Raw genomic sequence first — 22,888 nt, 5'->3', positions numbered from 1 at the left:
ATGACCCTCGTCGTCACCGGAGCCACCGGCCACCTCGGCCGTCTCGCCGTCGAGCACCTGCTCGCCCGCGGCACCGCCGCCTCCGACATCGTCGCCACCGGCCGCGACGCCGCGAAGCTCGAGGCGCTCGCCGCCGACCTCGGCGTCCGCACCGCCGTCGCGGACTTCGACGACCCCGCCTCGCTCGACGCCGCCTTCTCCGGCGCCGAGGCCGTCCTCCTCGTCTCGGGCTCCGAGGTCGGCAGGCGCGTCGCACAGCACACCGCCGCGATCGACGCCGCCGTCCGCGCCGGCGCGCGCCTGGTCTACACGAGCGCCCCGAAGGCGACCACGAGCGCGCTCATCCTCGCCCCCGAGCACAAGGCCACGGAGGAGGCGATCGCCGCCAGCGGCGTCCCCGCCGTCGTCCTCCGCAACGGCTGGTACAACGAGAACTACGAGCAGACCGTCGCCGAGCTCGCCTCCACCGGCAGCACCCTCTCGAGCGCCGGCGAGGGCCGCGTCGCCAGCGCCGCGCGCACCGACTACGCCGAGGCCGCAGCGGTCGCCCTGACCGACCCGTCCCTGGTCGGCACCGTGCACGAGCTCTCCGGCGACACCGCCTGGAGCTTCGACGAGCTGGCCGCGATCGTCGCCGAGGTCGCCGGACGCGACGCCGCGATCAGTCACGTCTCCTCCGACGAGCACGCCCGCGTCCTCACCGGCGCCGGCGTCCCCGAGGGCGGAGTCGGCTTCGTCGTCGGCCTCGACGCGAACATCGCCGACGGCCTCCTCGGCGGGACCGACGGCTCGCTCGCCCGCCTGATCGGGCGGCCGACCACGCCGATCCGCGCGTACGTCGAGGAGCAGCTCGGGCGCTGACGCTCCGGCGTCCCCGTCGGCCACCGTCCGGCTCGCAGGAGCAGTCCGCCCCCGCGAGCCGGACAGTGGCGCGCCCGGCCCTCCCGCGGCTCCGCGCCCGCCCTCCGCGGCTCCGCGCTCGACCCGCCGCACCTCGCGCCACCGTGTCGGCGCCCCGACGTAGGCTGTCCGCCATGACCTCGACGACGCCTCGCTCCGGTATCGACCGCTCCGAACTCGACCCCGCGACGCGCCCGCAGGACGACCTCTACCGGCACGTCAACGGGCTCTGGATCGACCGCACCGAGATCCCCGCCGACAAGGCGCGCTACGGCTCCTTCCACGTCCTCCAGGAGGAGGCGGAGAAGGCCGTGCGCGACATCATCGTCGAGGCGCAGACCGCGCAGTACGGCACCGAGGAGCGCCTGTTCGGCGACCTCTACGCCTCCTTCATGGACGAGGAGCGGGCCGAGGAGCTCGGCGCCGCCCCGATCGCCGACGACCTCGCCGCCGTGCAGCGGGTCGACTCGATCCCCGGCCTGCTCCGCGCGGTCGGCGCCTTCGAGCGCACCGGCGTCCCCGGGCTCTTCGGCCTCTTCGTCGACAACGACCCGGGCAGCCCCGAGCGCTACCTCGTCTTCGTCAACCAGGGCGGCCTCGGCCTGCCGGACGAGAGCTACTACCGCGAGGAGGAGTTCGCCTCCGTCCGCGAGGCCTACACGCCGTTCGTCGCGCGGATGCTGGCGCTGGCCGGCATCGACGCCGCCGAGGCCCGCGCCGAGCGCATCGTCGCCCTCGAGACCGATCTGGCCGCCGCGCACTGGGACAAGGTCCGCAGCCGCGACAGCCAGGCGACCTACAACCTCCGCTCCTGGTCCGAGGTCGAGGAGCTCGCCGCGGGCGTCGACCTCGGCGTGTGGCTCACTGCGATGGGCGCTCCGGAGGGGGCGCTCGCCGAGGTGGTCGTCCGCCAGCCGAGCTTCCTCCAGGGCCTCGCGGGCCTGCTCACCGAGGACCGGCTCCCGGCCTGGCGCGACTGGCTGTCCTGGCAGGTGATCCGCGGAGCCGCGGCCTACCTGTCCAGCGGCTTCGTCGACGCCAACTTCGACTTCTACGGCCGCACCCTCACCGGCACCCCGCAGAAGCGGGAGCGCTGGAAGCGCGCCGTCTCGCTCGTCGAGGGCTCGCTCGGCGAGGCGGTCGGCCGCACCTACGTCGCCCGCCACTTCCCCGAGACGGCGAAGGCCGCGATGGACGTGCTGGTCGCGAACCTCATCGAGGCGTACCGCCGCTCCATCGTCGACCTGGAGTGGATGAGCCCCGCCACCCGCGAGCGCGCGCTCGAGAAGCTCGCGAAGTTCACGCCCAAGATCGGCTACCCGGTGCGCTGGCGCGACTACTCCGCCCTCTCGATCGACCCGGCCGACCTGCTCGGCAACGCCCGCCGCGTGGCCGAGTTCGAGTTCGCCCGCGAGCTCGGCAAGATCGGCCGCCCGCTCGACCGCGACGAGTGGTTCATGACCCCGCAGACGATCAACGCGTACTACAACCCGGGCTTCAACGAGATCGTCTTCCCGGCCGCGATCCTGCAGTTCCCCTTCTTCGACGAGGCCCGCGACCCCGCCGCGAACTACGGAGCGATCGGCGCCGTCATCGGTCACGAGATCGGCCACGGCTTCGACGACCAGGGCTCGCGCTTCGACGGCGACGGCCGCCTCACCGACTGGTGGACCGAGGAGGACCGGGCCGCGTTCGAGGAGCGGACGAAGGCGCTCATCGCGCAGTACGACGCGCTCGCTCCCGCGACCACGCCCGGGCACCACGTGAACGGCGCCCTGACCATCGGCGAGAACATCGGCGACCTCGGCGGTCTCGGCATCGCCTGGAAGGCGTACCTGCTCTCGCTGGACGGCGAGGAGCCGCCCGTCGTGGACGGCCTGACCGGCGCCGAGCGCTTCTTCCTCTCCTGGGCGCAGGCCTGGCAGCAGAAGTCCCGCGACGAGGAGACGATCCGCCTCCTCGCCATCGATCCGCACGCCCCGGCCGAGTTCCGCTGCAACCAGATCGTCCGGAACATCGACGAGTTCTACGCTACTTTTGACGTCTCCGAAGGCGACGCCCTCTGGCTCTCCCCGAGCGAGCGCGTCACCATCTGGTAGTCGCAGCCGACCACCTCCGCACCACGGACGAGGAGTCCCGGGCATCGAGAGCCGACCGATGCAGCGGGGTCGTCCGCCGATCGCGCGTCCTGCCGGCGCGTGAGGACCCAGGTCCCCCCTCCGCACGACCGCACTCCCGACCCGTAGAGGGGCCGTACCCGTGGTGATCCCCACCAGTGAGACCCGCCGTGAGAGCCGACGCAACCGCCGGGGGCGCCACAAGGGCGGCGGCGACCGCGAGAACTTCCAGCGCGGCTTCGACGCCCTCGGCCGTCTCGCGATCGACGGGGTCGTCGTCTCGGCGCGCGCCGTCGACCTGGCGACCGGCCGCACCCTCTTCGCGGTCGACGACTCCGTCTCGATGCCCACCGCCTCCCTCGGCACCGTCGTGCTGCTGATCGAGGTCGCCGCCCGGCTGGCGAACGAGCCGCAGGAGAACCTGCGCCTGGTCGACCGGACCGCGGCGGACGCGGTCTCGGGCTCCGGGCTCTGGCAGCACCTCCAGGTGCCGTCGATGCCGATCGCCGACCTCGCCGCCCTCGTCGGTGCCTCCAGCGACAACCTCGCGACCAACGTCCTGCTGCGCCGCGTCGGTCTCGACGCCGTGCGCGAGCGGGCCGAGGCGCTCGGCCTCTCCCGCACCGCCCTGCTCGACGTCGTGCGCGACGAGCGCGGCCCCGACGACGCGCCGCAGCTCTCGATCGGCTCCGCCCGCGAGCTGACCTGGCTGCTCGCCACGCTCGCGAACGGCGAGATCGTGGACGCCGCCGTGAGCTCGCGGGTGATCGGCTGGCTCTCGCTGGGCACCGACCTCTCGATGGTCGCCGCCTCGTTCGGGCTCGACCCGCTCGCCCACCGCCACCCCGACCACGGCGTCCTGCTCGTCAACGCGACCGGCACCGACGTCGGCGTCCGCGCCGAAGCCGGAGTCCTCCGCGGCCCGCGCGCCGGAGTCGCCTACGCGGTCGCCACCCAGTTCGACGACACGACCCTGCACTACCGCCTCGCGGTGCTGGAGGGCATGCGCACCCTCGGAGCCGACCTGCTCGAGTACGTGCACTGATGGCTGCCGGGGCGGAGGCTCCTCCGGAGCAGGCCGACCCCGCGGGGCCCCTCGGGTGCCCCGTCAAGTCCGTGACCGCCTCCGGGGGCGCGACCTAGGCTGCCCGCAGCGGCGCCGCCTCTCGGGCGCACCGCGGAGAGGGAACCATGAGCAGCTTCGGCTTCGACGCCCCCGAGGACGTCACCGACACCACCCGCCCCGACGGCGACTCCCTGCCGGTCCCGCCGGAGGACCCGGCCGAGATCGACGACCCCGAGTCGATCGACGAGGCGCTCGACCAGGGCGCCGACGCCCGCCTCGGCGACGACCAGGACCCGCCGGAGCACCCCTTCATCCCGTCGCCCAGCTGATCGGCCGGCCGGGCGCCCCAGCGGCGCCCGGCCTCCTCCGACCTGGCTTCTCCTCCGAGCCGATTACTCCTTCGACCCCGGCTTCAGGCGGTTCGCGAGGCGCTTGATCGGGTGGGCGGGCTCGCGCTCCGCCGGATCCTCGACCTCGAGGCCGTAGAACGTGCCGATGTCGCCGACGAACGCCTTGCGGCGGGCCTTGTCGTAGGCGCGGATCTCGCGGCGGAAGGCGATCACCGTCGCGACGCACATCAGGATCATCACGACGCTGAACGGCAGGGCCGAGAGGATCGCCGCGGTCTGCAGGGCGTCGAGGCCGCCGGCGATCAGGAGCGACAGGGCGAGCAGCGCGGTCGCGACGGCGAAGAACACGCGGATGCGGTTGCGCGGCTCCGGCTCGCCGCCGGTCGCGATCATCGACATCACGAGCGCTCCGGAGTCGGCGGAGGTCACGAAGAAGACGCCGATGAGGAGGATCGCGCCGATCGTCAGCACCGAGCCCGCGGGCAGTCCCTGCAGCATCGAGAAGAGCGCCAGGTTGGTGTCCACCGAGCCGTCGGCGCCGACCAGGCCGCCGTCGCCGTAGAGCTCCCGGTAGATGGCCGTGCCGCCGAGGACGCTGAACCAGAGGAAGGTCATGATGGTCGGCACGAGCAGCACGCCGCCGACGAACTCGCGGACCGTCCGGCCCTTGGAGACGCGGGCGATGAAGATGCCGACGAACGGCGCCCACGACATCCACCAGCCCCAGTAGAACGTCGTCCACGAGGCCTGCCACTGCTCGCCCTCGCGGCCGGCGTAGGCGCTGACCGTGAAGGTCAGGCCGATGAAGTTCTGCAGGTAGTTGCCGAGCGACTGCACGAACTCGCGCAGGAGGAACTGGGTCGGGCCGGCGACGAGCACGAAGACGAGGAGCGCCGCGGCGAGCAGCAGGTTGCCGGTCGAGAGCCACTTCATGCCCTTGCCCACGCCCGAGATCAGCGAGAGGACGGTCAGGCCGGTGACCACGGCGATGACCACGATCTGCACGGTGAGCGACGACTCCACGATGCCGCTCGCCTCCAGGCCCGCCGAGATCTGGGTGACGCCCAGGCCGAGCGAGGTCGCGACTCCGAACATGGTGCCGACCAGGGCGACCACGTCGATCGCGTTGCCCCAGCCGCCGCGGACCCGCCGGCCCAGCAGCGGCTCCAGCGCCCAGCGGATCGACACCGGCCGCTTGCGGCGGTGGATCGCGTAGGCGAGGGCGAGGCCGACCACCACGTAGATGGACCAGGCGTGGACGCCCCAGTGCAGGTAGGTCTGCGAGATCGCGCTCTGCGCGAGCTGCGTCTCGGTGCCGGTGACGCCCGGGCGCGGAGTGGCGAAGTGGGTGAGCGGCTCCGCGACGCCGTAGAAGACGAGGCCGATGCCCATGCCGGCGGCGAAGAGGAGCGAGATCCAGGCGAGCATCGAGAACTCGGGCTCGTCGTCGTCGGCGCCGAGCTTGATGTCGCCGAAGCGGCTGACGCCCATCCAGATCGCGAAGGCCACGAAGACCGCGGCGATCAGCACGTAGTACCAGCTGAACGTGTTGACGACCGTGGTCTGCAGTGTCGAGAACACGGAGGTCGCGGCGTCGGGCGCGAGGATCGCGAAGGCCGCGATCGACAGCGTGAGGACGGCGGCGGGCCAGAAGACCCACCGCGCGAGGCGGTGCGGAGGGGCGGTCGTGCCCGCGGTGGCGGGGGCGGTGTCCGGGGAGGACGGGTGCTCGGACATGGGGTCCTCTCGTCGGCGGCAACCGTCCACGGTACACGGGGGCCCGTCGGCGGCCCCGGCCGGGGGAGCCGGGCTGGCATGATCCGGCCCCGGTGCGGGAGGCTGGACCCGTGCAGTTCAGAGTCTTCACCGAACCCCAGCAGGGCGCGAGCTACGAGGACCTCCTCGCCGTCGCGCAGGCCGCCGAGAGCCTCGGCTACGACGGCTTCTTCCGCTCCGACCACTACCTCCGGATGGGAGACGGCGACCCCGGCGTGGGCCCGTCCGACGCGTGGACGACCCTCGCCGGCCTCGCCCGCGAGACCGAGCGGATCGCGCTCGGCACCCTCGTCTCCTCCGTCACCTACCGGCCGCCGGGGATCCTCGCGATCCAGGTCGCCCAGGTCGACGCGATGTCCGGGGGCCGTGCCGAGCTCGGCCTCGGCACCGGCTGGTTCGAGCAGGAGCACGCCGCCTACGGCATCCCCTTCCCTCCGCGCCGCTTCGACCTCCTCGAGGAGCAGCTCGAGATCGTGACCGGCCTGTGGTCGACGCCGGTCGGCGAGCGCTACTCCTTCGCCGGCGAGCACTACACGCTGACCGACTCCCCGGCCCTGCCCAAGCCCGCCCGCCTGCCGCTGCCGGTGATCGTCGGCGGCGGCGGCCCCAAGCGGACCCCGGCGCTCGCGGCGCGGTTCGCGAGCGAGTTCAATCTGCCCTTCCCCGAGTTCGACGCGATCCCGGGGGCCTTCGAGCGAGTCGACGAGGCGTGCCGGGCGATCGGGCGCGAGCCCTCGTCGCTGGTGCACTCGGTCGCGCTGATCGCGGTCGGCGGAGGGGACGAGGCGGAGTTCACGCGTCGTGCGGCGGCGATCGGCCGCGAGCCCGCCGAGCTGCGCGAGCACGGAGTGGCCGGCGGCGTCGACGAGGCGGTCGACCGCCTCGAGTCCCTCCGCGAGGCCGGCTGCGAGCGCGTCTACCTGCAGTTCATGGACCTGCAGGACCTCGACCACCTCGACTTCTTCGCCCGGGAGGTCCTGCCGCGCCTGTCGGCGTAGGGCGGGCGCCGCTGCTGCAGCCGAATCAGCGACGACTCCTGGCTTCTCGCGGTCCCCGTCCTCGTGCCCCGCGCCGAGTGCGACGACTCCTGGACACTCGCGGGCTGCGGGCAGCACGCTCCGGCCCGCGCGCCCGGGCGTCCGTCCGCGCTGCGGCCTACGCTGGAGGGATGGCGGACACGATCGAGCGCGCGGACGAGCGCCTGGCGACCCGCTCGGCGGCCGAGGTCCCGTGGATCGTGCTGGTCTGGGACGATCCGGTCAACCTGATGTCGTACGTCTCGTACGTCTTCCGCAGCTACTTCGGCTTCGGCCGGGCCGAGGCGGAGCGGCTGATGCTGCAGGTGCACACCGAGGGGCGCGCGGTCGTCGCGACCGGCAACCGCGAGGAGATGGAGCGGCACGTGGAGGCGATGCACGGCTACGGCCTGTGGGCGACGCTGCAGAAGGCCGACGCGTGAGCGCCCCGCTGCGCCCCGCGGCCGCGGAGACCGGAGAGCACCCCGCTCGCGGCATCCGAGGACTCGGCTGATGCGCGCGTTCCGCCGCGACTCCTCCGGAGCCGCCGTCGCCCGTTTCGACCGCGAGGAGGCCGGGATCCTCCGCCATCTGGCCGGCGAGATGCTCGAGCTGCTCGATCGCGGGGCGTCCTCGGAGGAGGCCCGCTCCGATCCGGCGCTCGCCCGCCTCCTGCCCGACGCCTACCGCGACGACGCCGAGGCGGCCGACGAGTTCCGCCGCTTCACCGCTCCGGACCTCGCTGCCCGCAAGAAGGACGACGCCCGTGCCGTCACGGCGGCCCTCGACGCCGGCGACGGCACGAGTCACGGCCGGATCTTCGAGGGGCTGGGCGAGGTCGCGGTCCGTCTCGAGGAGCCGCAGGCGATCGCCTGGCTCCGCGCACTGACCGACATGCGGCTCGCTCTGGCCGTGCGGCTGGGGATCGACGACACCGACGACGTCGTCCCGGAGGAGGGGAGTGCGGCCGCGATCCGCAGCGTCTACGACTGGCTGGGCGGCGTGCAGGACGGACTCGTCCGCGCCGTCGACGTGTGATCCACTCGTCCCTCCAGCGATTCCACAGCTGTGGACAACCCTGTGGAAAGGTGTGGAGAACCGGCTCCGGGAGCACCTCCGAACGGCGGAGCGCCGGGCGCGGGGGTGTGGAAACGCGTAGCGTCCACCCTGTGAACACTCCGAGCACCGCCGACGCCCAGCGCACCGCCGACGACATCCAGGACTCCCGGGCGGTGCGGACCCTCGCCCGCGGCGGCTTCGCGGCGAACGGCCTCGTCCACCTCCTGATCGGAGTGATCGCCCTCGGCGTGGCCCGCGGCGGCGGAGGCGAGGCCGACCAGAGCGGTGCTCTCGGCGCCCTCGCGGCGCAGCCCGGCGGTCTGGTGATCCTCTGGATCTGCACGGTCGGCCTCTTCGGCCTGGCGCTCTGGGGGCTGCTCGAGGCGTTCCTCGTCCGCCCGCGCGAGAGCGCCCTGAAGACCTGGGGCAGCCGGCTGAAGGAGGCGGGCAAGGCCGTCGTCTACGGCGCCCTCGGCGTGACGGCGCTGAAGTTCGCGACGGGCGGCGGGTCGAGCTCGTCCGAGTCGTCCGAGAGCGCGAGCGCGCAGGTGCTCTCGGCGCCGGGCGGAGTCGTGCTGCTCGTGATCGCGGGACTGGCCGTCCTCGCGGTCGGCGGCGTCTTCGTGTACCGCGGAGCGAGCAGGAAGTTCCTCGAGAACGTCGCGGAGCCGGGCGGTACGGCGGGCACCGTCGTCACCGTGCTCGGCGTCGCCGGCTACGTCGCCAAGGGCGTGGTCCTCGGCGCTCTCGGCGTGCTGCTGATCGTCGCCGCCGTCACCCATGATCCGGAGCAGGCGGGCGGGCTCGACGAGGCGCTGAAGTCGCTCGTGGAGCTGCCGGCAGGTGTGCTCCTCCTCGGCTTCGTCGCCGTCGGGCTCATCGCCTACGGGCTCTTCTGCTTCGCCCGCGCGCGCTGGCCGCGCCTCTGATGTCGGATAGCGGATCCGCTCCTTACATGTCACCCCCCTTCCGCGCAACTGGTCCCGCCGTCCCGGAGTCGGTGACACGCTGAGGCCTGTGAGTGCTGGAGGCGAGGACGCGACCGGAGGACGGGTGCGTCCGCCGCTGACGCAGGACGCCGCCCGTCTGCTGGCCCGCTCCGCCACGGGGGACGCCTCCGCTCTGGGAGAGCTCGTCGACCGCTTCGGCGGCCTCGTCTCGGCGTGCGTCGGCACGGTCCAGGCCGACCCGGCCGGCCGCGACCGGCTCTGCACCGACGTCTTCACCGCCGTCTGGCGCCGCGCCCGCGAGGGCGCCCGCTCGCCGGAGCCCGTGCTCTGGGTGCTCGAGGTCCTCTGCGAGACCCTCGGGTCCGCGCACGAGCTCGCCCGGCGTCCGCTCGGCAGCGGCCTGCTCGCCCTCGACTGCCCGGACCGCGAGCTCCTGCTGCTGGCTGCGGCCGGCGGCTTCTCGCAGGCCGAGATCTCGGCGCTGACCGGGATCGACGAGTTCCGGCTGCGCTCGATCCTCCGGAACGCGCTCGAGGCGCTCCAGGGTCGCGACAGCGATCTTCTGACGGCCTGACCGCCGGAGCCGTCGCGGGAGTAAAGTTGAGTCCGTCGAACTCAACTTTCGAGCCACGGAGGAGACCACCATCATGCAGGCCGGTCGGATGCCCCAGCAGGACGAGAAGTCCGCACTCGAGCAGTACGGCGTCAACCTGACCGCCATCGCGGCGAGCGGCAAGCTCGACCCGGTGATCGGGAGGGATGCCGAGATCCGGCGCGTCAGCCAGGTGCTCACGCGCCGCACCAAGAACAACCCCGTCCTCATCGGCGAGCCCGGCGTCGGCAAGACCGCCGTCGTCGAGGGGCTCGCGCAGCGGATCGTCGCGGGCGACGTCGCCGAGAGCCTCAAGGGCAAGCAGCTCGTCAGCCTCGACCTCTCGGCCCTGATCGCCGGAGCGAAGTACCGCGGCGAGTTCGAGGAGCGGCTGAAGGCCGTGCTCCAGGAGATCGAGGAGTCCGACGGCCGGATCATCACCTTCATCGACGAGCTGCACACGCTGATGGGCGCGGGTGGAGGCGAGGGGTCGGTGGCGGCCGCGAACATGCTCAAGCCGATGCTGGCGCGCGGCGAGCTGCGGATGATCGGCGCGACGACGCTCGACGAGTACCGCCAGTACATCGAGAAGGACGCCGCTCTCGAGCGCCGCTTCCAGCAGGTCTTCGTCGGCGAGCCGACCGTCGAGGACACCGTGGCGATCCTCCGCGGGCTGAAGGAGCGCTACGAGGCGCACCACAAGGTGGCGATCGCCGACTCCGCCCTGGTCGCCGCCGCGTCGCTCTCGAACCGCTACATCACCTCCCGCCAGCTGCCGGACAAGGCGATCGACCTGATCGACGAGGCCGCGTCGCGGCTGCGCATGGAGATCGACTCCGCTCCCGTCGAGATCGACGAGCTGCGCCGCTCCGTCGACCGGCTGAGGCTCGAGGAGCTGGCGCTGAAGAAGGAGAAGGACGAGGCCTCGAAGGCGCGGCTGGAGAAGCTGCGCGAGGACCTGGCCCGCCGCGGCGCCCAGCTCGAGGAGCTGCAGGAGCGCTGGGAGCGCGAGCGCGCCTCCCTCAACCGCGTCGGCGAGCTCAAGAACCGGCTCGACGCCCTGCGGATCGCCGCCGAGCGCGCGCAGCGCGAGGGGAAGCTCGAGCGCGCGTCGAAGCTGCTCTACGGCGACATCCCGGTGATCGAGCGCGAGCTCGCGGCCGCCGAGGCGGAGGAGGAGCCGGCCGAGGGCCGCATGGTCAACGAGCAGGTGACGGCCGACGACATCGCCGCGGTGATCGCCGCCTGGACGGGGATCCCCGTCGGGCGCCTCCTGCAGGGCGAGACCGAGAAGCTGCTGCACCTCGAGACCGAGCTGCACCGCCGACTGATCGGCCAGGACGAGGCGGTGTCGGCCGTCGCGGACGCGGTGCGCCGCACCCGCGCGGGCATCTCCGACCCCGACCGGCCGACCGGCTCCTTCCTCTTCCTCGGGCCGACCGGCGTCGGCAAGACCGAGCTGGCGAAGGCGCTCGCCGACCACCTCTTCGACGACGAGAAGGCGATGGTCCGCATCGACATGTCGGAGTACGGCGAGAAGTTCGCCGTCTCGCGGCTGGTCGGCGCCCCTCCCGGCTACATCGGCTACGAGCAGGGCGGCCAGCTCACGGAGGCGGTCCGCCGCCGCCCGTACTCGGTGGTGCTCCTCGACGAGATCGAGAAGGCGCACCCCGAGGTGTTCGACGTCCTGCTCCAGGTGCTCGACGACGGCCGGCTCACCGACGGCCAGGGGCGGACGGTCGACTTCCGCAACACGATCCTCATCCTCACCTCCAACCTGGGGTCGCAGTTCCTCGTGGACCCGGCGCTGTCACGGCCGCAGAAGGAGGAGGCGGTCCAGCAGATGGTGCGCCAGGCCTTCAAGCCCGAGTTCGTGAACCGGCTCGACGACATCGTGATCTTCGACGCGCTCGACCGCACCGAGCTCGGCGAGATCGTGTCGCTGTACGTCGACCGGCTGTCGAGGAGGCTCTCGGAGCGACGGCTCGACCTGGCGGTGACGCCCGCGGCCCGCGGGTGGCTGGCCGAGCGCGGCTACGACCCGCAGTACGGCGCGCGGCCGCTGCGCCGGCTGATGCAGCGGGCGATCGACGACCAGCTGGCCACGGCGCTGCTCGGCGGCACGGTGCGCGACGGGGACGTGGTGCTGGTGGACGTGGCGCCGGACGGCGAGAGCCTGTCGGTGACGGCCGGGATGCCCGCGTCGGACTGACCGGGGTGCTCGACCCCTGTCGCGAGTTCGACGTCTGCGTTCTCGCAGGGGGACGCGAGAGTAGCGCGCGGGCGGTGACGGGAGGTCCCTCCACAGGGCGCTCGCGGGCGGTACTCGTTCACAGTGGTGGGATCCGCGGGCCGCGCGTCCGGCGGGCTCCGTAGCGTCGGCGGCATGTCCTTCGAAACGCCCGGCCCCCGGATGGCCGACCTCCCTCCCGAGGAGAGGCCGAGGGAGCGCCTCCGCGCCTACGGACCGGAGGCGCTCACCGACGCCGAGACCCTCGCCGTGCTCATCGGGGCCGGCGTCCGCGGCGCCAACGCGACCGTCGTCGCGCAGCGCCTCCTCGCGCGCTTCGGCGGCATCGACGCCGTCGCCCGGGCCGGGGTGGGCGATCTGATGCGGCACCGCGGAGTCGGCGAGGTCGCCGCCTGCCGCCTGGTCGCCTCCTTCGAGCTGCGGCGGAGGATGAACCGCGCCTCGCGCGCCGCCCGGGTGACCGACGCCGCCGGCCTGGCCGGGCTCGTCGCTCCGCTGCTGGCCGCCCGGCCGGTCGAGACCGTGCTGGCGGTGGCGCTCGCCGAGTCCGGAGCCGTCCGCGACGTCCTGATGCTGGCCGACGGAGCCCCGGCGCACGCCGAGATCCCCGTCGCCGCCGTGCTCGCCGAGGTGCTGGCGCGCGGCGCGGCGGGCATCGGCCTGGCGCACAGCCACGCGGGCGAGGCCGTGGTGCTCCCCTCCGACCGTGCGGCGACGCGGGCGATCGCCGACGGGGCAGAGGCGTGCGGCCTGCGGTTCCTCGCGCACGTCGTGATCGGGCGCGACGGCTGGGCGGAGGCGCAGCCGTGACGCGGCGCAGGGCTGCTGCGAGGCTGCTCCGATCCGGCAGGACGCCTCCCGCCCCGCGCCGGACCGCCCCCGGCCGTGCCCCGGCTCTCCACCCGTGCCGCGTCGGCGCGCGTTCGTGCAAGCCCCCGCCTCTCCGGCACCCGCGGCCAATCGCGGGCGTACCGTGGACGCCGACCCCACCCCCCTCCCGACCAGGAGCACCCATGCGAGCAACACTCATCCACGGCGAGCGCGACATCCGACTCGAGGAGGTCCCCGACCCGCAGCTCTCGACGGGGCGCGACGCGATCGTCCGCGTCACCGCGGCCTGCGTCTGCGGCTCGGACCTCTGGCCCTACCGCGGCGTCACGCCCACCAAGGAGGCGCACCGCATCGGCCACGAGTTCGTCGGCGTCGTCGAGGAGATCGGCGACGACGTGCACGACGTCGCGGTCGGCGACTTCGTGATCGCCCCGTTCTACGTCTGCGACGGCACCTGCGCGAACTGCGCGAACGGCGTCTCCACCTCGTGCCTCACCGGCGGCTGGTGGGGCGCCGAGGTCCGCGAGGAGGGCTTCGCGGACGGCGCCCAGGGTGAGAAGGTGCGCGTGCCCCTCGCCGACGGCACGCTCTTCCGCGTGGGCATCGACCCGGACCCGGCGCTCATCCCCAGCCTGCTCACCCTCGCCGACGTGATGGGGACCGGCCACCACGCCGCGGTCTCGGCCGGCGTCACCGCTGGCTCGACCGTCGCGGTCGTCGGCGACGGCGCGGTCGGCCTCTGCGCCGTCCTGGCGGCCAAGCGCCTCGGCGCGACCACGATCATCGCGATGTCGCGGCACGAGTCGCGGCAGAACCTCGCCCGCCGCTTCGGGGCGACCCACATCGTCGAGACCCGCGGCGACGAGGGCGTCGCGCGCGTCCGCGAGCTGACCGGCGGGATCGGCGCCGACTGCGTGCTCGAGTGCGTCGGCACCAAGGAGTCGATGCAGCAGGCCCTCGACTCCGCCCGCCCCGGCGGCATGGTCGGCTACGTCGGCGTCCCCAACGGAGGCCCCGAGCTGCCCGTCCGCCAGATGTTCGGCTCGAACGTGGGCGTCAACGGCGGAGTCGCGCCGGTCCGCGGCTACATGGCCGAGCTGCTGCCCGACGTGCTCAGCGGCGCGATCGAGCCCGGTCTGGTCTTCGACCTCGAGCTGCCCCTCGAGGAGATCGCCGAGGCGTACGCCGCCATGGACGAGCGCCGCGCGATCAAGACCCTCGTGCGTCCGTAGTCCCGCCGAGGGGCGCCGGCACGGTCGCGAGGAGTAGCCTCCCGCGCATGACCGCGTCAGCCCGCACCGCCGCGACGGCGCCCCTCTTCCACCCCGACCTCGCGCTCGGCCGCTTCCTCCCGCCGATCGTCCTCGGCCCGCGACTGCTGCGCCTCGCCACGCGACGCGCCGCCGAGGGAGGCGACGCTCCGCCCGACATCGTGGTCGACGACGTCGAGATCCCCGTCGCCGGAGCCGCTCCCGTCCGGGCCCGCAGCTATCGGCCGCGCATCCTCCGCGGTACCGCTCCCGCGCTCCTCTGGGTGCACGGCGGCGGCATGGTGCTCGGCAGCCACCTCCAGGACGAGGCGTCCTGCATCGACTTCGCCCGCACCCTGGGCATCACGGTCGTCTCCGTCGACTACCGCCTCGCGCCCGCGCATCCGGCCCCGGCTGCCGTCGAGGACGTGCTGGCCGCGTTCGACTGGCTCGTCGAGCACGCGCAGGAGCGCGGCGTCGACCCGGCGCGCATCGCCGTCGGAGGCGCGAGCGCGCGCGGCGGCATCGCCGCGGGTGCGACCCTCCTCGCCCACGACTGCGGAGGAGCGCAGCCCGCGTTCCAGCTGCTCGTCTACCCGATGCTCGACGACCGCACCGTCACCCGGCCCGGTCCTCCTCCGCGCGGAGTCCGCGTCTGGACCCCGGGCAGCAACCGCTTCGGCTGGACCGCCTACCTCGCCGGCGAGCCCGGCGGCCCCGGCGTCACGGCCTACGCCGCCCCCGCCCGCCGCGACGACCTCACGGGCCTGCCGCCGGCCTGGATCGGCGTCGGCGGCCTCGACCTCTTCCACGACGAGGACGTCCGCTACGCCGAGCGCCTGCGCGCGGCCGGAGTGCCGTGCGGGCTCGAGATCGTGGAGGGCGCCTTCCACGGCTTCGACGCCCTGTTCCGCCGGACCGGCGTGGCGAAGCGCTTCTGGGCGGCGCAGGCCGCGGCGCTCGGCGAGGCCCTCCTCGCCTGACCTCCGCGTCGACGCGCCGGGCCGATTCCGTCTCCGGCGCTCGGCACTGCGAGGCTGAGGGGCGACGGCCGCCGCCGCCCGCGCGTCATTTGTGCCGTGCCTGCCGCGCATCCCTCTCCGCCCGCCGCCCCGCCCCGCCCCGTCTCCCGGAGGACCCATGGACATCGACCGCGTCGCCACCCGCTACGAGATCGCCCTGCCCGCCTGGATCGGCGACGCCCTCCGCGACGTCCCCGAGGTCCTCCCGAGCCTCGAGGACCGGATGGCCCTCGTGCACGCGCTCGCCGACCGTAACTTCCGCGAGGGGAACGGCGGCCCGTTCGCGGCGATCGTCGTCGAGCGCGACTCCGGTCGTCTCGTCTCGGTCGGAGTGAACGTCGTCCTCGGCAGCGGGGTCTCGTCCGGCCACGCCGAGGTGACGGCGCTCGGTCTCGCGCAGACCGCGCTCGGCACCTGGGACCTCGGCGGCGAGGGCCTCCCCGCGCACGACCTGGTCGTCAACTGGCGCCCGTGCGTGCAGTGCTACGGAGCGACGATGTGGTCGGGGGTGCGCCGCCTGGTCGTCGCGGGCTCCGGCCCCGAGCTCGAGGAGATCAGCACCTTCGACGAGGGGCCGATGCGCGAGGACTGGGCCGCGCAGTTCGAGGCCCGCGGCATCGAGGTCGTCGACGGCGTGCTCCGCGACGAGGCCCTCGACGTGTTCCGCGCCTACCGCGCCTCCGTCGACTCCGGCGAGGTGCTCGTCTACAACGCCCGCGCCGACTCCTGACCTCGCGGCGGGTCCGGTCCTCGCATCGGTTCCGCGCCGGACGCACGGGAGCCCCGCCTCAGCGGGGCCCCGTGCGGTCCTGAGCTGCCGGCCGCTGGAAGCGGTCAGCGGCGGCTCAGCGCCACCAGTCGTCGAACATCGACAGCGGCACCTGGCGCTTGTGCTCGGTCGCGGCGTACCGCGCCTCGATGGCCTCGGCGACGGCCTGGTCGACCTCGCCGCCCTCGAGGTACGTGTCGAGGTCGGCGTAGGTGAGCCCGAGGTTCGTCTCGTCGGTCTGGCCGGGGTTGTCGTCGAGCAGGTCCGCCGTCGGCGCCTTCTCGTAGAGCCGGGCCGGTGCGTCCAGGTGCTCGAGGAGCGAGCGCCCCTGCCGCTTGGTGAGGCCGGTGAGCGGGAGGACGTCGGCGCCGCCGTCGCCGTACTTCGTGAAGAAGCCGGTGACCGCCTCGGCCGCGTGGTCGGTCCCGACGACGAGCATCCCGGCCTGGCCGGCGATCGCGTACTGCGCGATCATCCGCATCCGCGCCTTCACGTTGCCCTTCACGAAGTCGCTGATCGGCTCGTCGACCGCGTCGCCGAATGCTGCGGCCACGCCGTCGACGCCCTGGTGGATGTCGAAGACGACCTGGCGGTCCGGGCGGATGAACGTGAGGGCGAGCTGGGCGTCCTCCTCGTCGGCCTGCACCTTGTACGGCAGGCGGACCGCGATGAAGGAGGCGTCGCCGCCGCTCGCGCGGACCTGCTCGACCGCGAGCTGGCAGAGGCGCCCGGCGAGGCTCGAGTCCTGGCCGCCGCTGATGCCGAGGACGAGGCCCTTCGCGCCGGTGCTGCGGAGGTAGTCGGCGAGGAATCCGCTGCGCCGTTCGACCTCGACGGCCGGATCGACGGCGGGGGAGACGTGGAGCTCGGAGATGATCTGCTGTTGGACGTCGCGCACGGCTTCACGCTACTCCGGATGCTCCCCGGCGGCCCCTCCTCGCCGCGGACGCGCAGGCTCCCGACGCCTCCCCGAAACAGGGTCCGCCCGCCGCGTCCGACTGGCGCGGCGCCTACCCGCGCTCGGCGACGATGCGGGCGATGCGAGCCGGGACGGTGTCGTCCTGGAGGCTCGTCACGTCTCCGAGCGGGCGGCCGTCGCGGATGTCGCCGAGCAGCCGCCGCATGATCTTGCCGGAGCGGGTCTTGGGCAGATCCGGCACCACCACCACGTCGCGCGGCTTGGCGATCGGACCGATCGCGACCGCCACGTGGTCGCGCAGGAGCGCCGAGAGCGTCGAGCCGAGCGCGGCCCAGTAGGCCGGGTCCTCCTCGGCGCGGTCGACGGCCTCGTCGGAGGGGATGACGAACGCCGCGATGGCCTGGCCGGTCGTCGCGTCGGCGACTCCGACGACTCCGGCCTCGCCGACGGCCGGATGGGCGACGAGTGCCGACTCGATCTCGATCGTGGACAGGCGGTGCCCGGAGACGTTGATGACGTCGTCGACGCGGCCGAGCACCCAGACGTCGCCGTCGGCGTCGTACTTCGCGCCGTCCCCGGAGAAGAACCACCCCTGGGACGCGTAGCGGGCCCAGTAGGAGTCGCGGTACCGCTCCGGGTCGCCCCACACGGTGCGGGCGAGCGCCGGCCCGGTACGGTCGACCACGAGGTAGCCGCCGGAGCCGTTCGGCACCCGCTCGCCGTGCTCGTCCACCACGAGGACGCCGAGCCCGGGCAGGGCTCCGAGCGACGAGCCCGGCTTGAGGGTCGAGACGCCCGGCAGCGGGCACATCACCGCGGCGCCGGTCTCGGACTGCCACCAGGTGTCGACGATCGGGCAGCGTCCGCCGCCGATCGCCTCGTGGAACCAGACCCAGGCCTCGGGGTTGATGGACTCGCCGACGGTGCCGAGCAGGCGCAGGCTCGACAGGTCGTACCGGGCGGGCACGCCCTCGGGGAACCAGGTCATCAGCGTCCGGATCAGCGTCGGCGCCGTGTAGTAGACGGTCACCCCGTACCGCTCGATGATCTCGAAGTGCCGGGCGGTGTGCGGGGTGCTCGGGGTGCCCTCGTAGATCACCTGGGTGAGCCCGTTCGAGAGCGGTCCGTAGATCTCGTAGGTGTGCGCGGTGACCCAGGCGAGGTCGGCGGTGCACCAGTGCACGTCGTCCGGCTTCGCGTCGAACACCGCCCAGTGCGTCCACGAGGCCTGCGTGAGGTAACCGCCGCTGGTGTGCACCAGCCCCTTGGGCTTCCCGGTCGTGCCGGAGGTGTAGATGATGAACAGCGGCGTCTCGGAGTCGAAGGCCTCGGCCTCGTGGACGTCGCTCTGCGCGTCGACCAGCTCGTGCCACCAGACGTCGCGGCCCGGGGTCCACGGGACGTCGGTCTCATCGGTGCGGCGGACGACGAGGACGTGCTCGATCGACGCGACGCCCTCGACCGCCCGGTCGGCGCTCGCCTTGACCGGCACCGCCGCTCCGCGCCGGAACTGCCCGTCCGTGGTGACCAGGAGCTTCGCGCCGGTGTCCTCCACGCGGAACCGCACCGCCTCGGCGGAGAAGCCGCCGAAGACGAGCGAGTGGATCGCTCCGATCCGCGCGATCGCGAGCGTGATGACGATGGTCTCGGGGATCACCGGGAGATAGACGACGACGCGGTCGCCCTTCCCGATCCCGAGCGCAATCAGCGCGTTCGCGGCGCGGGAGACCTCGCGCTGGAGCTCGGCGTAGGTGATCGACCGCCGGTCGCCGCGCTCGCCCTCGAAGTGGAGGGCGGTCTTCGCGCCGCGTCCCGCGTCCACGTGGCGGTCGACGCAATTGACGGCCACGTTCAGCCGCCCGCCCTCGAACCAGGTCGTGCGCGGCACCGAGAGCGAGCCGTCGGGCAGCGGAGCGGCAGGCTCCCAGCTGTGGGCGGTGTGCCACGGCTCCGCCCACTCGAGGCGGCGGGCCGCCTCCTCCCAGAACGCGACCGGATCGGCGGCGGCGCGCGAGTACTCCTCCGCGCCCGCGTTCGCCTGGGCGGCGAAGGCCGCGGGCGGGGGGAACCGGCGGTGCTCGTCGAGCAGGTTGGCGATCGTCCCGCTCACGCTCGGAGCTCCCTCCCCGGCGCTCACGCCCACTTCCTCACGGCGTAGCGCTGGAACACGCCGACGACGGCATCGGTGAGCTTGCCCAGCACGGCCAGCAGGACGATCGCCAGGAACACCCGGTCGATCCGGCCGTTGTTCTGGCTGTCGATGAGGCGGAAGCCGAGGCCCATCGAGGAGGCGATGAGCTCGGAGGCGACCAGGAACAGCCACGACTGGGCGAGCGCGAGGCGCAGCCCGGAGATCACGGACGGGATCACCGCGGGCAGCTGCACCGTCGTGAAGAGCCGGACGCCCGAGAGGCCGAAGGCGCGGCCCGCCTCGACGAGGTGCCGGTCGACGTGGCCGAGCGCCGTGGCCACCGTGGTGAAGACGGGGAAGAACGCGCCGATCGTGATCAGCGTGATCTTCGACTCCTCGCCGATGCCCATCCAGAGCAGCAGCAGCGGGACCCAGGCCAGCGACGGGACCGCCCGGATCGCGCCGAGCGTCGGTCCGAGGACGACCTCCCAGACGCGGGAGAGCCCGAAGAGCGCGCCGACCACGAGCCCGAGCGCCGAGCCGAGCGCGAACCCGATGAGGACGCGCTGCGTCGAGATGGCGACGTCCTGGCCGAGGTCGCCGCGCTGGGCGAGGTCGACGCCGGCCGCCCAGACCATCGCGGGCGAGGGGAAGACCGCCACCGAGACCATCCCGGTCGTCGTCGCGATCTGCCAGGCGGCGAGCAGCAGCACGGGCAGGATCGCGCCTCCCGCGACCACGAACCACCGTCGCGTGGTGAGCGGGTGGGAGCGGTCCTCGCGGAGGCGGCGCTGGGAGGCCGCGACCGACGGGCCCGCCGTCACGAGTCCGGGCTCACCCGGCATCGGCGCGGACAGCGCGCTCCGCCGCAGCACATCGGCGTCGGTCGCGGTGTCGTCGTCGCGGATCGTCATCGTCGGTCTCCTCGGATCACGGGGTCGGGGGCGGAGGGCCGGACCCTCAGGCGCCGATGGCGCTCGGGTCGGCCGCCGAGGCGTAGGTGTCGTCGAGCAGCGAGTCGAGCGCGTCGTCGACCTGCTGCTGCGAGGCGACGTCGCCGTTCTCGACGAAGATCGGGCCGATCACGGCGAGCACGTCGGTCTGCGCGGAGCCGGGGACGTTGTCGACGTCGAGGTTGCTGCGCTCGGTGATGACCGTCGTCGCCACCGCCACGTCGAGGCCGGCGACGGAGGCGAGGATGCTCGCCGTCTCGTCCTGGTTCTCGAGCGCCCAGGCGCGGGCGTGCTCGTACGCGTTCACGACGGTCTGCGCGAGGTCCGGCTTCTCGGCGAGGAAGCTCTCGGTCGCGTTGAGCAGGCCGTAGGAGTTGAAGTCGACGTTGCGGTAGAGCAGGGTCGCCCCGGCCGCCTCGGCGCCGGCCATGATCGGGTCCAGGCCCGCCCAGGCGTCGACGGAGCCGTTCTGCAGCGCCGCCCAGCCGTCGGCGTGCTGCAGGTTCTGCACCGTCACGTCGCCGATGCCCAGGCCGGCGGCCTCGAGCGCCTGCACCAGGAAGAAGTACGGGTCGGTGCCCTTGGTGGCCGCGATCTGCTTGCCCTCGAGCTGCTCGACCGACGTGATCGCCGAGCCGGCGGGGACGACGAGGGCCGACCACTCCGGCTGCGAGAAGATGTCGATCGTCCTGATCGGCGAGCCGTTCGAGCGGGCGAGCAGTGCGGCTGAGCCGGCGGTGGAGCCGACGTCGATCGCTCCGGCGCGCAGGGCCTCGTTGGCCTTGTTGGAGCCGGCCGACTGCACCCAGGCGACGGTGACCTGCTGCTCGGCGAGGGCGGCCTCGAGCCAGCCCTTCTCCTTGATGACCAGGCTCAGCGGGTTGTACGTCGCGAAGTCGAGCGTGAGCGTGCCGCCCTGAGTTCCTCCGGAGGCGGCGTCGGCGGTCGCGGCCGCCGCTCCTCCTCCGCCCTCGCCCTGCACGCAGCCCGCGAGGAGCGGGACGGCGGCGGCGGTGAGCAGACCGGCGAGAGCGGTGCGGCGGGTGAGCGGGGAGCTGGTGAACGACATGGGGGCCTCGGCTTCGGGGATGCGGTGACAGCGAGTGTGGACGCTGCAGGGGAGGGGCGGTGCGGGGAGGTGCTCGTGCGGTGGAGAGCGGGAGGAGGAGGCGGCTGGGGAGGGAGGTCGTGCCGCCCGGACCGTGCCGCCCGGGTGGAGGGACGCGGGTCGATCCGCCCGGGGTCAGTGCCGCTCGATGCCCAGCCCCGCGAGGAGCTCGGCCCGGTGCTCGGCGAGCTCCGCCGAGCCGCGGTCGCGCGGCCGCGCTCCGGGGACGGTGACGATCCGCTGGATGCGCGAGACGCCTCCGGGCTCGTCGCGCCCGAGGAGCACGATGCGGTCGGCCAGCTGGAGGGCCTCGTCGACGTCGTGGGTGACGAGCAGGATCGTCGCCGGAGCCGCCGCGTGCACGTCGAGCAGCAGGTCCTGCATCCGCAGGCGGGTCAGCGCGTCGAGCGCCCCGAAGGGCTCGTCCAGGAGGAGCACGCCGGGGTTCCGGGCGAGGGCGCGGGCGAGGGAGGCGCGCTGGGCCATCCCTCCGGACACCTCGCGGGGCCGCGAGCGGGCGTGCGCGGTGAGGCCGACCAGCGAGAGCAGCTCGTCGACGGCGGCGCGGGCCGCCGGGCGCGGGGTGCCGCGCGGCAGGCCGAGCGCGACGTTGTCGGCGATGCTCCGCCAGGGCAGCAGCCGCGGCTCCTGGAACGCCACCGCGCAGCGCGGGTCGATGCCGGAGACGGGGGCGCCGTCGATGAGGACGGACCCCTCGGAGGCGGTGTCCAGGCCCGCCGCGATGCGCAGCAGCGTGGACTTGCCGCAGCCGCTCGGGCCGAGGATCGCGATGACCTCGCCCGCGGCGGCCTCGAGCGTCACGTCCGTCAGCACGGGGGACCCGGGCGCGAAGGTGCGGCCGACCCCCTCGAAGCGCACGGGGAACGCCGACTGGCCGAGCTCGGCGTCGAAGGCCAGGCTCGTGCGGGCGGCGGGGGTGGCGGGCATGTCTCTCCGGGCAGCGGGACGGGCGGGCGGATCGTCCGATCGTACGGAGAGGCTCCCGGCGGCACAGCGGGGACCGACACGGGGAGTAACACAGGGGGTGGGACGCGGAAGGCCTCCCCGGTCCGCGGACGGGGGAGGCCTTCCGCCGGAGGGCTACGCCTGGACGAGCACGAGCTCCTCGAGGGGCAGGCGGGTGCGCGGCGCGGTCTCGCGCTCGCGGAGGGTCTCGTTCGCCAGCGCGTCGGCGTCGGCCGCGACTCCCACCGCGGCGATCGTCACCGGGTCGAAGCGCTCGTCGACGCCGAACGCGGCGCGGACGGCGTCCTTGTCGAAGCCGGCCATCTGGTGCACGTGCAGGCCCTCGTGGTGCGCCTGGACGCTGAGGTGGGCGATCGACTGGCCGAGGTCGTAGACGGCCCAGGGGCGCGGCTTCCCCTCGGAGTCGATGGTCTCGGCCAGCGCGACGACCAGGACGGCGGCGGAGCCGGCCCAGGCGCCGTTGAAGCCGGCGAGCGTCGCGACGATGCGGTCGAACTCGTCGGTTCCGCGGCGGGCGACGATGAAGCGCCACGGCTGCGAGTTGCTGGCGGACGGGGACCAGCGCGCGGCCTCGAGGAGGGACGCGAGGGTCTCGTCGGAGACGGTCGCGGACGCGTCGTAGGAGCGGGGGCTCCAGCGCTCCGCGAGGACGTCGAGGATCGGGGCGCTGGTGCTGGCGGTGCGGGAGGCGGTGGCGGACATCGCGGGGCTTCTTCCGTGCGGGGGACTGGGGGAGGGGCTCCGTCGCCCGTGGAGCCCAACCGTCCCCGCCCCGCGGGCATTCCCGCGCGCGCACGGCAGGCGCCCGCACGCGCGTTCGCCCACGGAGGAGCGGGCCGCC

Annotated in this window: 21 protein-coding genes; 14 read left to right on the top strand and 7 right to left on the bottom strand. The window is 73.6% G+C overall.

Features of this window, described 5'->3' with window-relative positions:
* The 4 genes from C5C44_RS09290 to C5C44_RS09275 all read left to right on the top strand — a co-directional run bounded on the left by C5C44_RS09290 (position 1) and on the right by C5C44_RS09275 (position 4,412).
* Positions 1–861: an NmrA family NAD(P)-binding protein gene (locus C5C44_RS09290; protein ID WP_104250704.1), complete on the top strand. Its 861-nt coding sequence runs from the start codon at positions 1–3 to the stop codon at positions 859–861.
* 173 nt (positions 862–1,034) lie between these two features.
* Complete coding sequence (locus C5C44_RS09285; RefSeq protein WP_104335736.1) at positions 1,035–2,999, top strand: M13 family metallopeptidase; 1,965 nt, start codon at positions 1,035–1,037, stop codon at positions 2,997–2,999.
* A 160-nt stretch (positions 3,000–3,159) separates the two neighbouring features.
* On the top strand, positions 3,160–4,062 hold the full coding sequence (locus C5C44_RS09280; protein ID WP_104222833.1) for a serine hydrolase: 903 nt from the start codon (positions 3,160–3,162) through the stop codon (positions 4,060–4,062).
* A gap of 146 nt (positions 4,063–4,208) precedes the next feature.
* Positions 4,209–4,412 carry a hypothetical protein gene (locus tag C5C44_RS09275; protein WP_104222832.1) on the top strand — a complete coding sequence of 68 codons (204 nt, stop codon included), beginning with the start codon at positions 4,209–4,211 and terminating at the stop codon, positions 4,410–4,412.
* Positions 4,413–4,475: 63 nt separating this feature from the next.
* On the opposite strand, the gene C5C44_RS09270 is transcribed toward C5C44_RS09275, so the two are convergent.
* Positions 4,476–6,170: a BCCT family transporter gene (locus C5C44_RS09270; protein WP_104335735.1), complete on the bottom strand. Its 1,695-nt coding sequence runs from the start codon at positions 6,168–6,170 to the stop codon at positions 4,476–4,478.
* Positions 6,171–6,280: 110 nt separating this feature from the next.
* On the opposite strand from C5C44_RS09270, the gene C5C44_RS09265 reads away from it, so the two are divergent.
* The 10 genes from C5C44_RS09265 (at position 6,281) to C5C44_RS09220 (ending at position 15,910) form a co-directional block, all read left to right on the top strand.
* Positions 6,281–7,207: an LLM class F420-dependent oxidoreductase gene (locus tag C5C44_RS09265; RefSeq protein ID WP_104222830.1), complete on the top strand. Its 927-nt coding sequence runs from the start codon at positions 6,281–6,283 to the stop codon at positions 7,205–7,207.
* A 170-nt stretch (positions 7,208–7,377) separates the two neighbouring features.
* Positions 7,378–7,668: an ATP-dependent Clp protease adapter ClpS gene (clpS, locus tag C5C44_RS09260; protein WP_104222829.1), complete on the top strand. Its 291-nt coding sequence runs from the start codon at positions 7,378–7,380 to the stop codon at positions 7,666–7,668.
* A gap of 70 nt (positions 7,669–7,738) precedes the next feature.
* On the top strand, positions 7,739–8,263 hold the full coding sequence (locus C5C44_RS09255) for a DUF2017 domain-containing protein (protein WP_104335734.1): 525 nt from the start codon (positions 7,739–7,741) through the stop codon (positions 8,261–8,263).
* 131 nt (positions 8,264–8,394) lie between these two features.
* The gene (locus C5C44_RS09250) at positions 8,395–9,213 is read left to right on the top strand and encodes a DUF1206 domain-containing protein (RefSeq protein WP_104225741.1); all 819 of its coding nucleotides are present in this window, start codon (positions 8,395–8,397) and stop codon (positions 9,211–9,213) included.
* An 88-nt stretch (positions 9,214–9,301) separates the two neighbouring features.
* Entirely contained in the window at positions 9,302–9,808 is a 507-nt protein-coding gene (locus C5C44_RS09245) for an RNA polymerase sigma factor (RefSeq protein ID WP_146084327.1), read from the top strand.
* Positions 9,809–9,896: 88 nt separating this feature from the next.
* Positions 9,897–12,038: an ATP-dependent Clp protease ATP-binding subunit gene (locus tag C5C44_RS09240; RefSeq protein ID WP_374952925.1), complete on the top strand. Its 2,142-nt coding sequence runs from the start codon at positions 9,897–9,899 to the stop codon at positions 12,036–12,038.
* A 174-nt stretch (positions 12,039–12,212) separates the two neighbouring features.
* Positions 12,213–12,887 (top strand): RadC family protein, encoded by a 675-nt coding sequence (locus C5C44_RS09235; protein ID WP_104335733.1) that lies wholly within the window; start codon positions 12,213–12,215, stop codon positions 12,885–12,887.
* 203 nt (positions 12,888–13,090) lie between these two features.
* A complete protein-coding gene (locus C5C44_RS09230) occupies positions 13,091–14,140 on the top strand; it encodes a zinc-dependent alcohol dehydrogenase family protein (protein ID WP_104222823.1) in 1,050 nt (349 codons plus the stop codon).
* Between the two features lie 47 nt (positions 14,141–14,187).
* Positions 14,188–15,141: an alpha/beta hydrolase gene (locus tag C5C44_RS09225; protein ID WP_104335732.1), complete on the top strand. Its 954-nt coding sequence runs from the start codon at positions 14,188–14,190 to the stop codon at positions 15,139–15,141.
* Positions 15,142–15,298: 157 nt separating this feature from the next.
* Positions 15,299–15,910 carry a nucleoside deaminase gene (locus C5C44_RS09220; RefSeq protein ID WP_181132780.1) on the top strand — a complete coding sequence of 204 codons (612 nt, stop codon included), beginning with the start codon at positions 15,299–15,301 and terminating at the stop codon, positions 15,908–15,910.
* A 115-nt stretch (positions 15,911–16,025) separates the two neighbouring features.
* On the opposite strand, the gene nadE is transcribed toward C5C44_RS09220, so the two are convergent.
* The 6 genes from nadE to C5C44_RS09190 all read right to left on the bottom strand — a co-directional run bounded on the left by nadE (position 16,026) and on the right by C5C44_RS09190 (position 22,749).
* A complete protein-coding gene (nadE, locus tag C5C44_RS09215) occupies positions 16,026–16,847 on the bottom strand; it encodes an ammonia-dependent NAD(+) synthetase (protein WP_104225736.1) in 822 nt (273 codons plus the stop codon).
* A gap of 112 nt (positions 16,848–16,959) precedes the next feature.
* A complete protein-coding gene (acs, locus tag C5C44_RS09210) occupies positions 16,960–18,978 on the bottom strand; it encodes an acetate--CoA ligase (RefSeq protein WP_104222846.1) in 2,019 nt (672 codons plus the stop codon).
* 23 nt (positions 18,979–19,001) lie between these two features.
* Complete coding sequence (locus C5C44_RS09205) at positions 19,002–19,913, bottom strand: ABC transporter permease (RefSeq protein ID WP_244229541.1); 912 nt, start codon at positions 19,911–19,913, stop codon at positions 19,002–19,004.
* A gap of 46 nt (positions 19,914–19,959) precedes the next feature.
* On the bottom strand, positions 19,960–21,021 hold the full coding sequence (locus tag C5C44_RS09200; RefSeq protein ID WP_104225735.1) for an aliphatic sulfonate ABC transporter substrate-binding protein: 1,062 nt from the start codon (positions 21,019–21,021) through the stop codon (positions 19,960–19,962).
* Positions 21,022–21,195: 174 nt separating this feature from the next.
* The gene (locus tag C5C44_RS09195) at positions 21,196–22,008 is read right to left on the bottom strand and encodes an ABC transporter ATP-binding protein (RefSeq protein ID WP_104222820.1); all 813 of its coding nucleotides are present in this window, start codon (positions 22,006–22,008) and stop codon (positions 21,196–21,198) included.
* Between the two features lie 153 nt (positions 22,009–22,161).
* Positions 22,162–22,749 (bottom strand): nitroreductase family protein, encoded by a 588-nt coding sequence (locus C5C44_RS09190; protein WP_104335731.1) that lies wholly within the window; start codon positions 22,747–22,749, stop codon positions 22,162–22,164.
* Positions 22,750–22,888 lie beyond the last annotated feature (139 nt).

This window comes from Rathayibacter sp. AY1F6 (assembly GCF_002932035.1).
Classification (GTDB): domain Bacteria; phylum Actinomycetota; class Actinomycetes; order Actinomycetales; family Microbacteriaceae; genus Rathayibacter.
This window is presented reverse-complemented; position numbering and strand designations above follow the sequence as displayed.

What these genes read in the sequence shown, in the direction of transcription:
- C5C44_RS09240 (WP_374952925.1), top strand. Translation starts at nt 9,897, where the DNA reads ATGCCCCAGCAGGACGAGAAGTCCGCACTCGAGCAGTACGGCGTCAAC.
- C5C44_RS09225 (WP_104335732.1), top strand. Translation starts at nt 14,188, where the DNA reads ATGACCGCGTCAGCCCGCACCGCCGCGACGGCGCCCCTCTTCCACCCC.
- C5C44_RS09285 (WP_104335736.1), top strand. Translation starts at nt 1,035, where the DNA reads ATGACCTCGACGACGCCTCGCTCCGGTATCGACCGCTCCGAACTCGAC.
- C5C44_RS09195 (WP_104222820.1), bottom strand. Translation starts at nt 22,008, where the DNA reads ATGCCCGCCACCCCCGCCGCCCGCACGAGCCTGGCCTTCGACGCCGAG.
- C5C44_RS09275 (WP_104222832.1), top strand. Translation starts at nt 4,209, where the DNA reads ATGAGCAGCTTCGGCTTCGACGCCCCCGAGGACGTCACCGACACCACC.
- C5C44_RS09235 (WP_104335733.1), top strand. Translation starts at nt 12,213, where the DNA reads ATGTCCTTCGAAACGCCCGGCCCCCGGATGGCCGACCTCCCTCCCGAG.
- C5C44_RS09205 (WP_244229541.1), bottom strand. Translation starts at nt 19,913, where the DNA reads ATGACGATCCGCGACGACGACACCGCGACCGACGCCGATGTGCTGCGG.
- clpS (WP_104222829.1), top strand. Translation starts at nt 7,378, where the DNA reads ATGGCGGACACGATCGAGCGCGCGGACGAGCGCCTGGCGACCCGCTCG.
- C5C44_RS09220 (WP_181132780.1), top strand. Translation starts at nt 15,299, where the DNA reads ATGGACATCGACCGCGTCGCCACCCGCTACGAGATCGCCCTGCCCGCC.
- C5C44_RS09190 (WP_104335731.1), bottom strand. Translation starts at nt 22,749, where the DNA reads ATGTCCGCCACCGCCTCCCGCACCGCCAGCACCAGCGCCCCGATCCTC.
- C5C44_RS09255 (WP_104335734.1), top strand. Translation starts at nt 7,739, where the DNA reads ATGCGCGCGTTCCGCCGCGACTCCTCCGGAGCCGCCGTCGCCCGTTTC.
- C5C44_RS09200 (WP_104225735.1), bottom strand. Translation starts at nt 21,021, where the DNA reads ATGTCGTTCACCAGCTCCCCGCTCACCCGCCGCACCGCTCTCGCCGGT.
- C5C44_RS09270 (WP_104335735.1), bottom strand. Translation starts at nt 6,170, where the DNA reads ATGTCCGAGCACCCGTCCTCCCCGGACACCGCCCCCGCCACCGCGGGC.
- C5C44_RS09290 (WP_104250704.1), top strand. Translation starts at nt 1, where the DNA reads ATGACCCTCGTCGTCACCGGAGCCACCGGCCACCTCGGCCGTCTCGCC.
- C5C44_RS09230 (WP_104222823.1), top strand. Translation starts at nt 13,091, where the DNA reads ATGCGAGCAACACTCATCCACGGCGAGCGCGACATCCGACTCGAGGAG.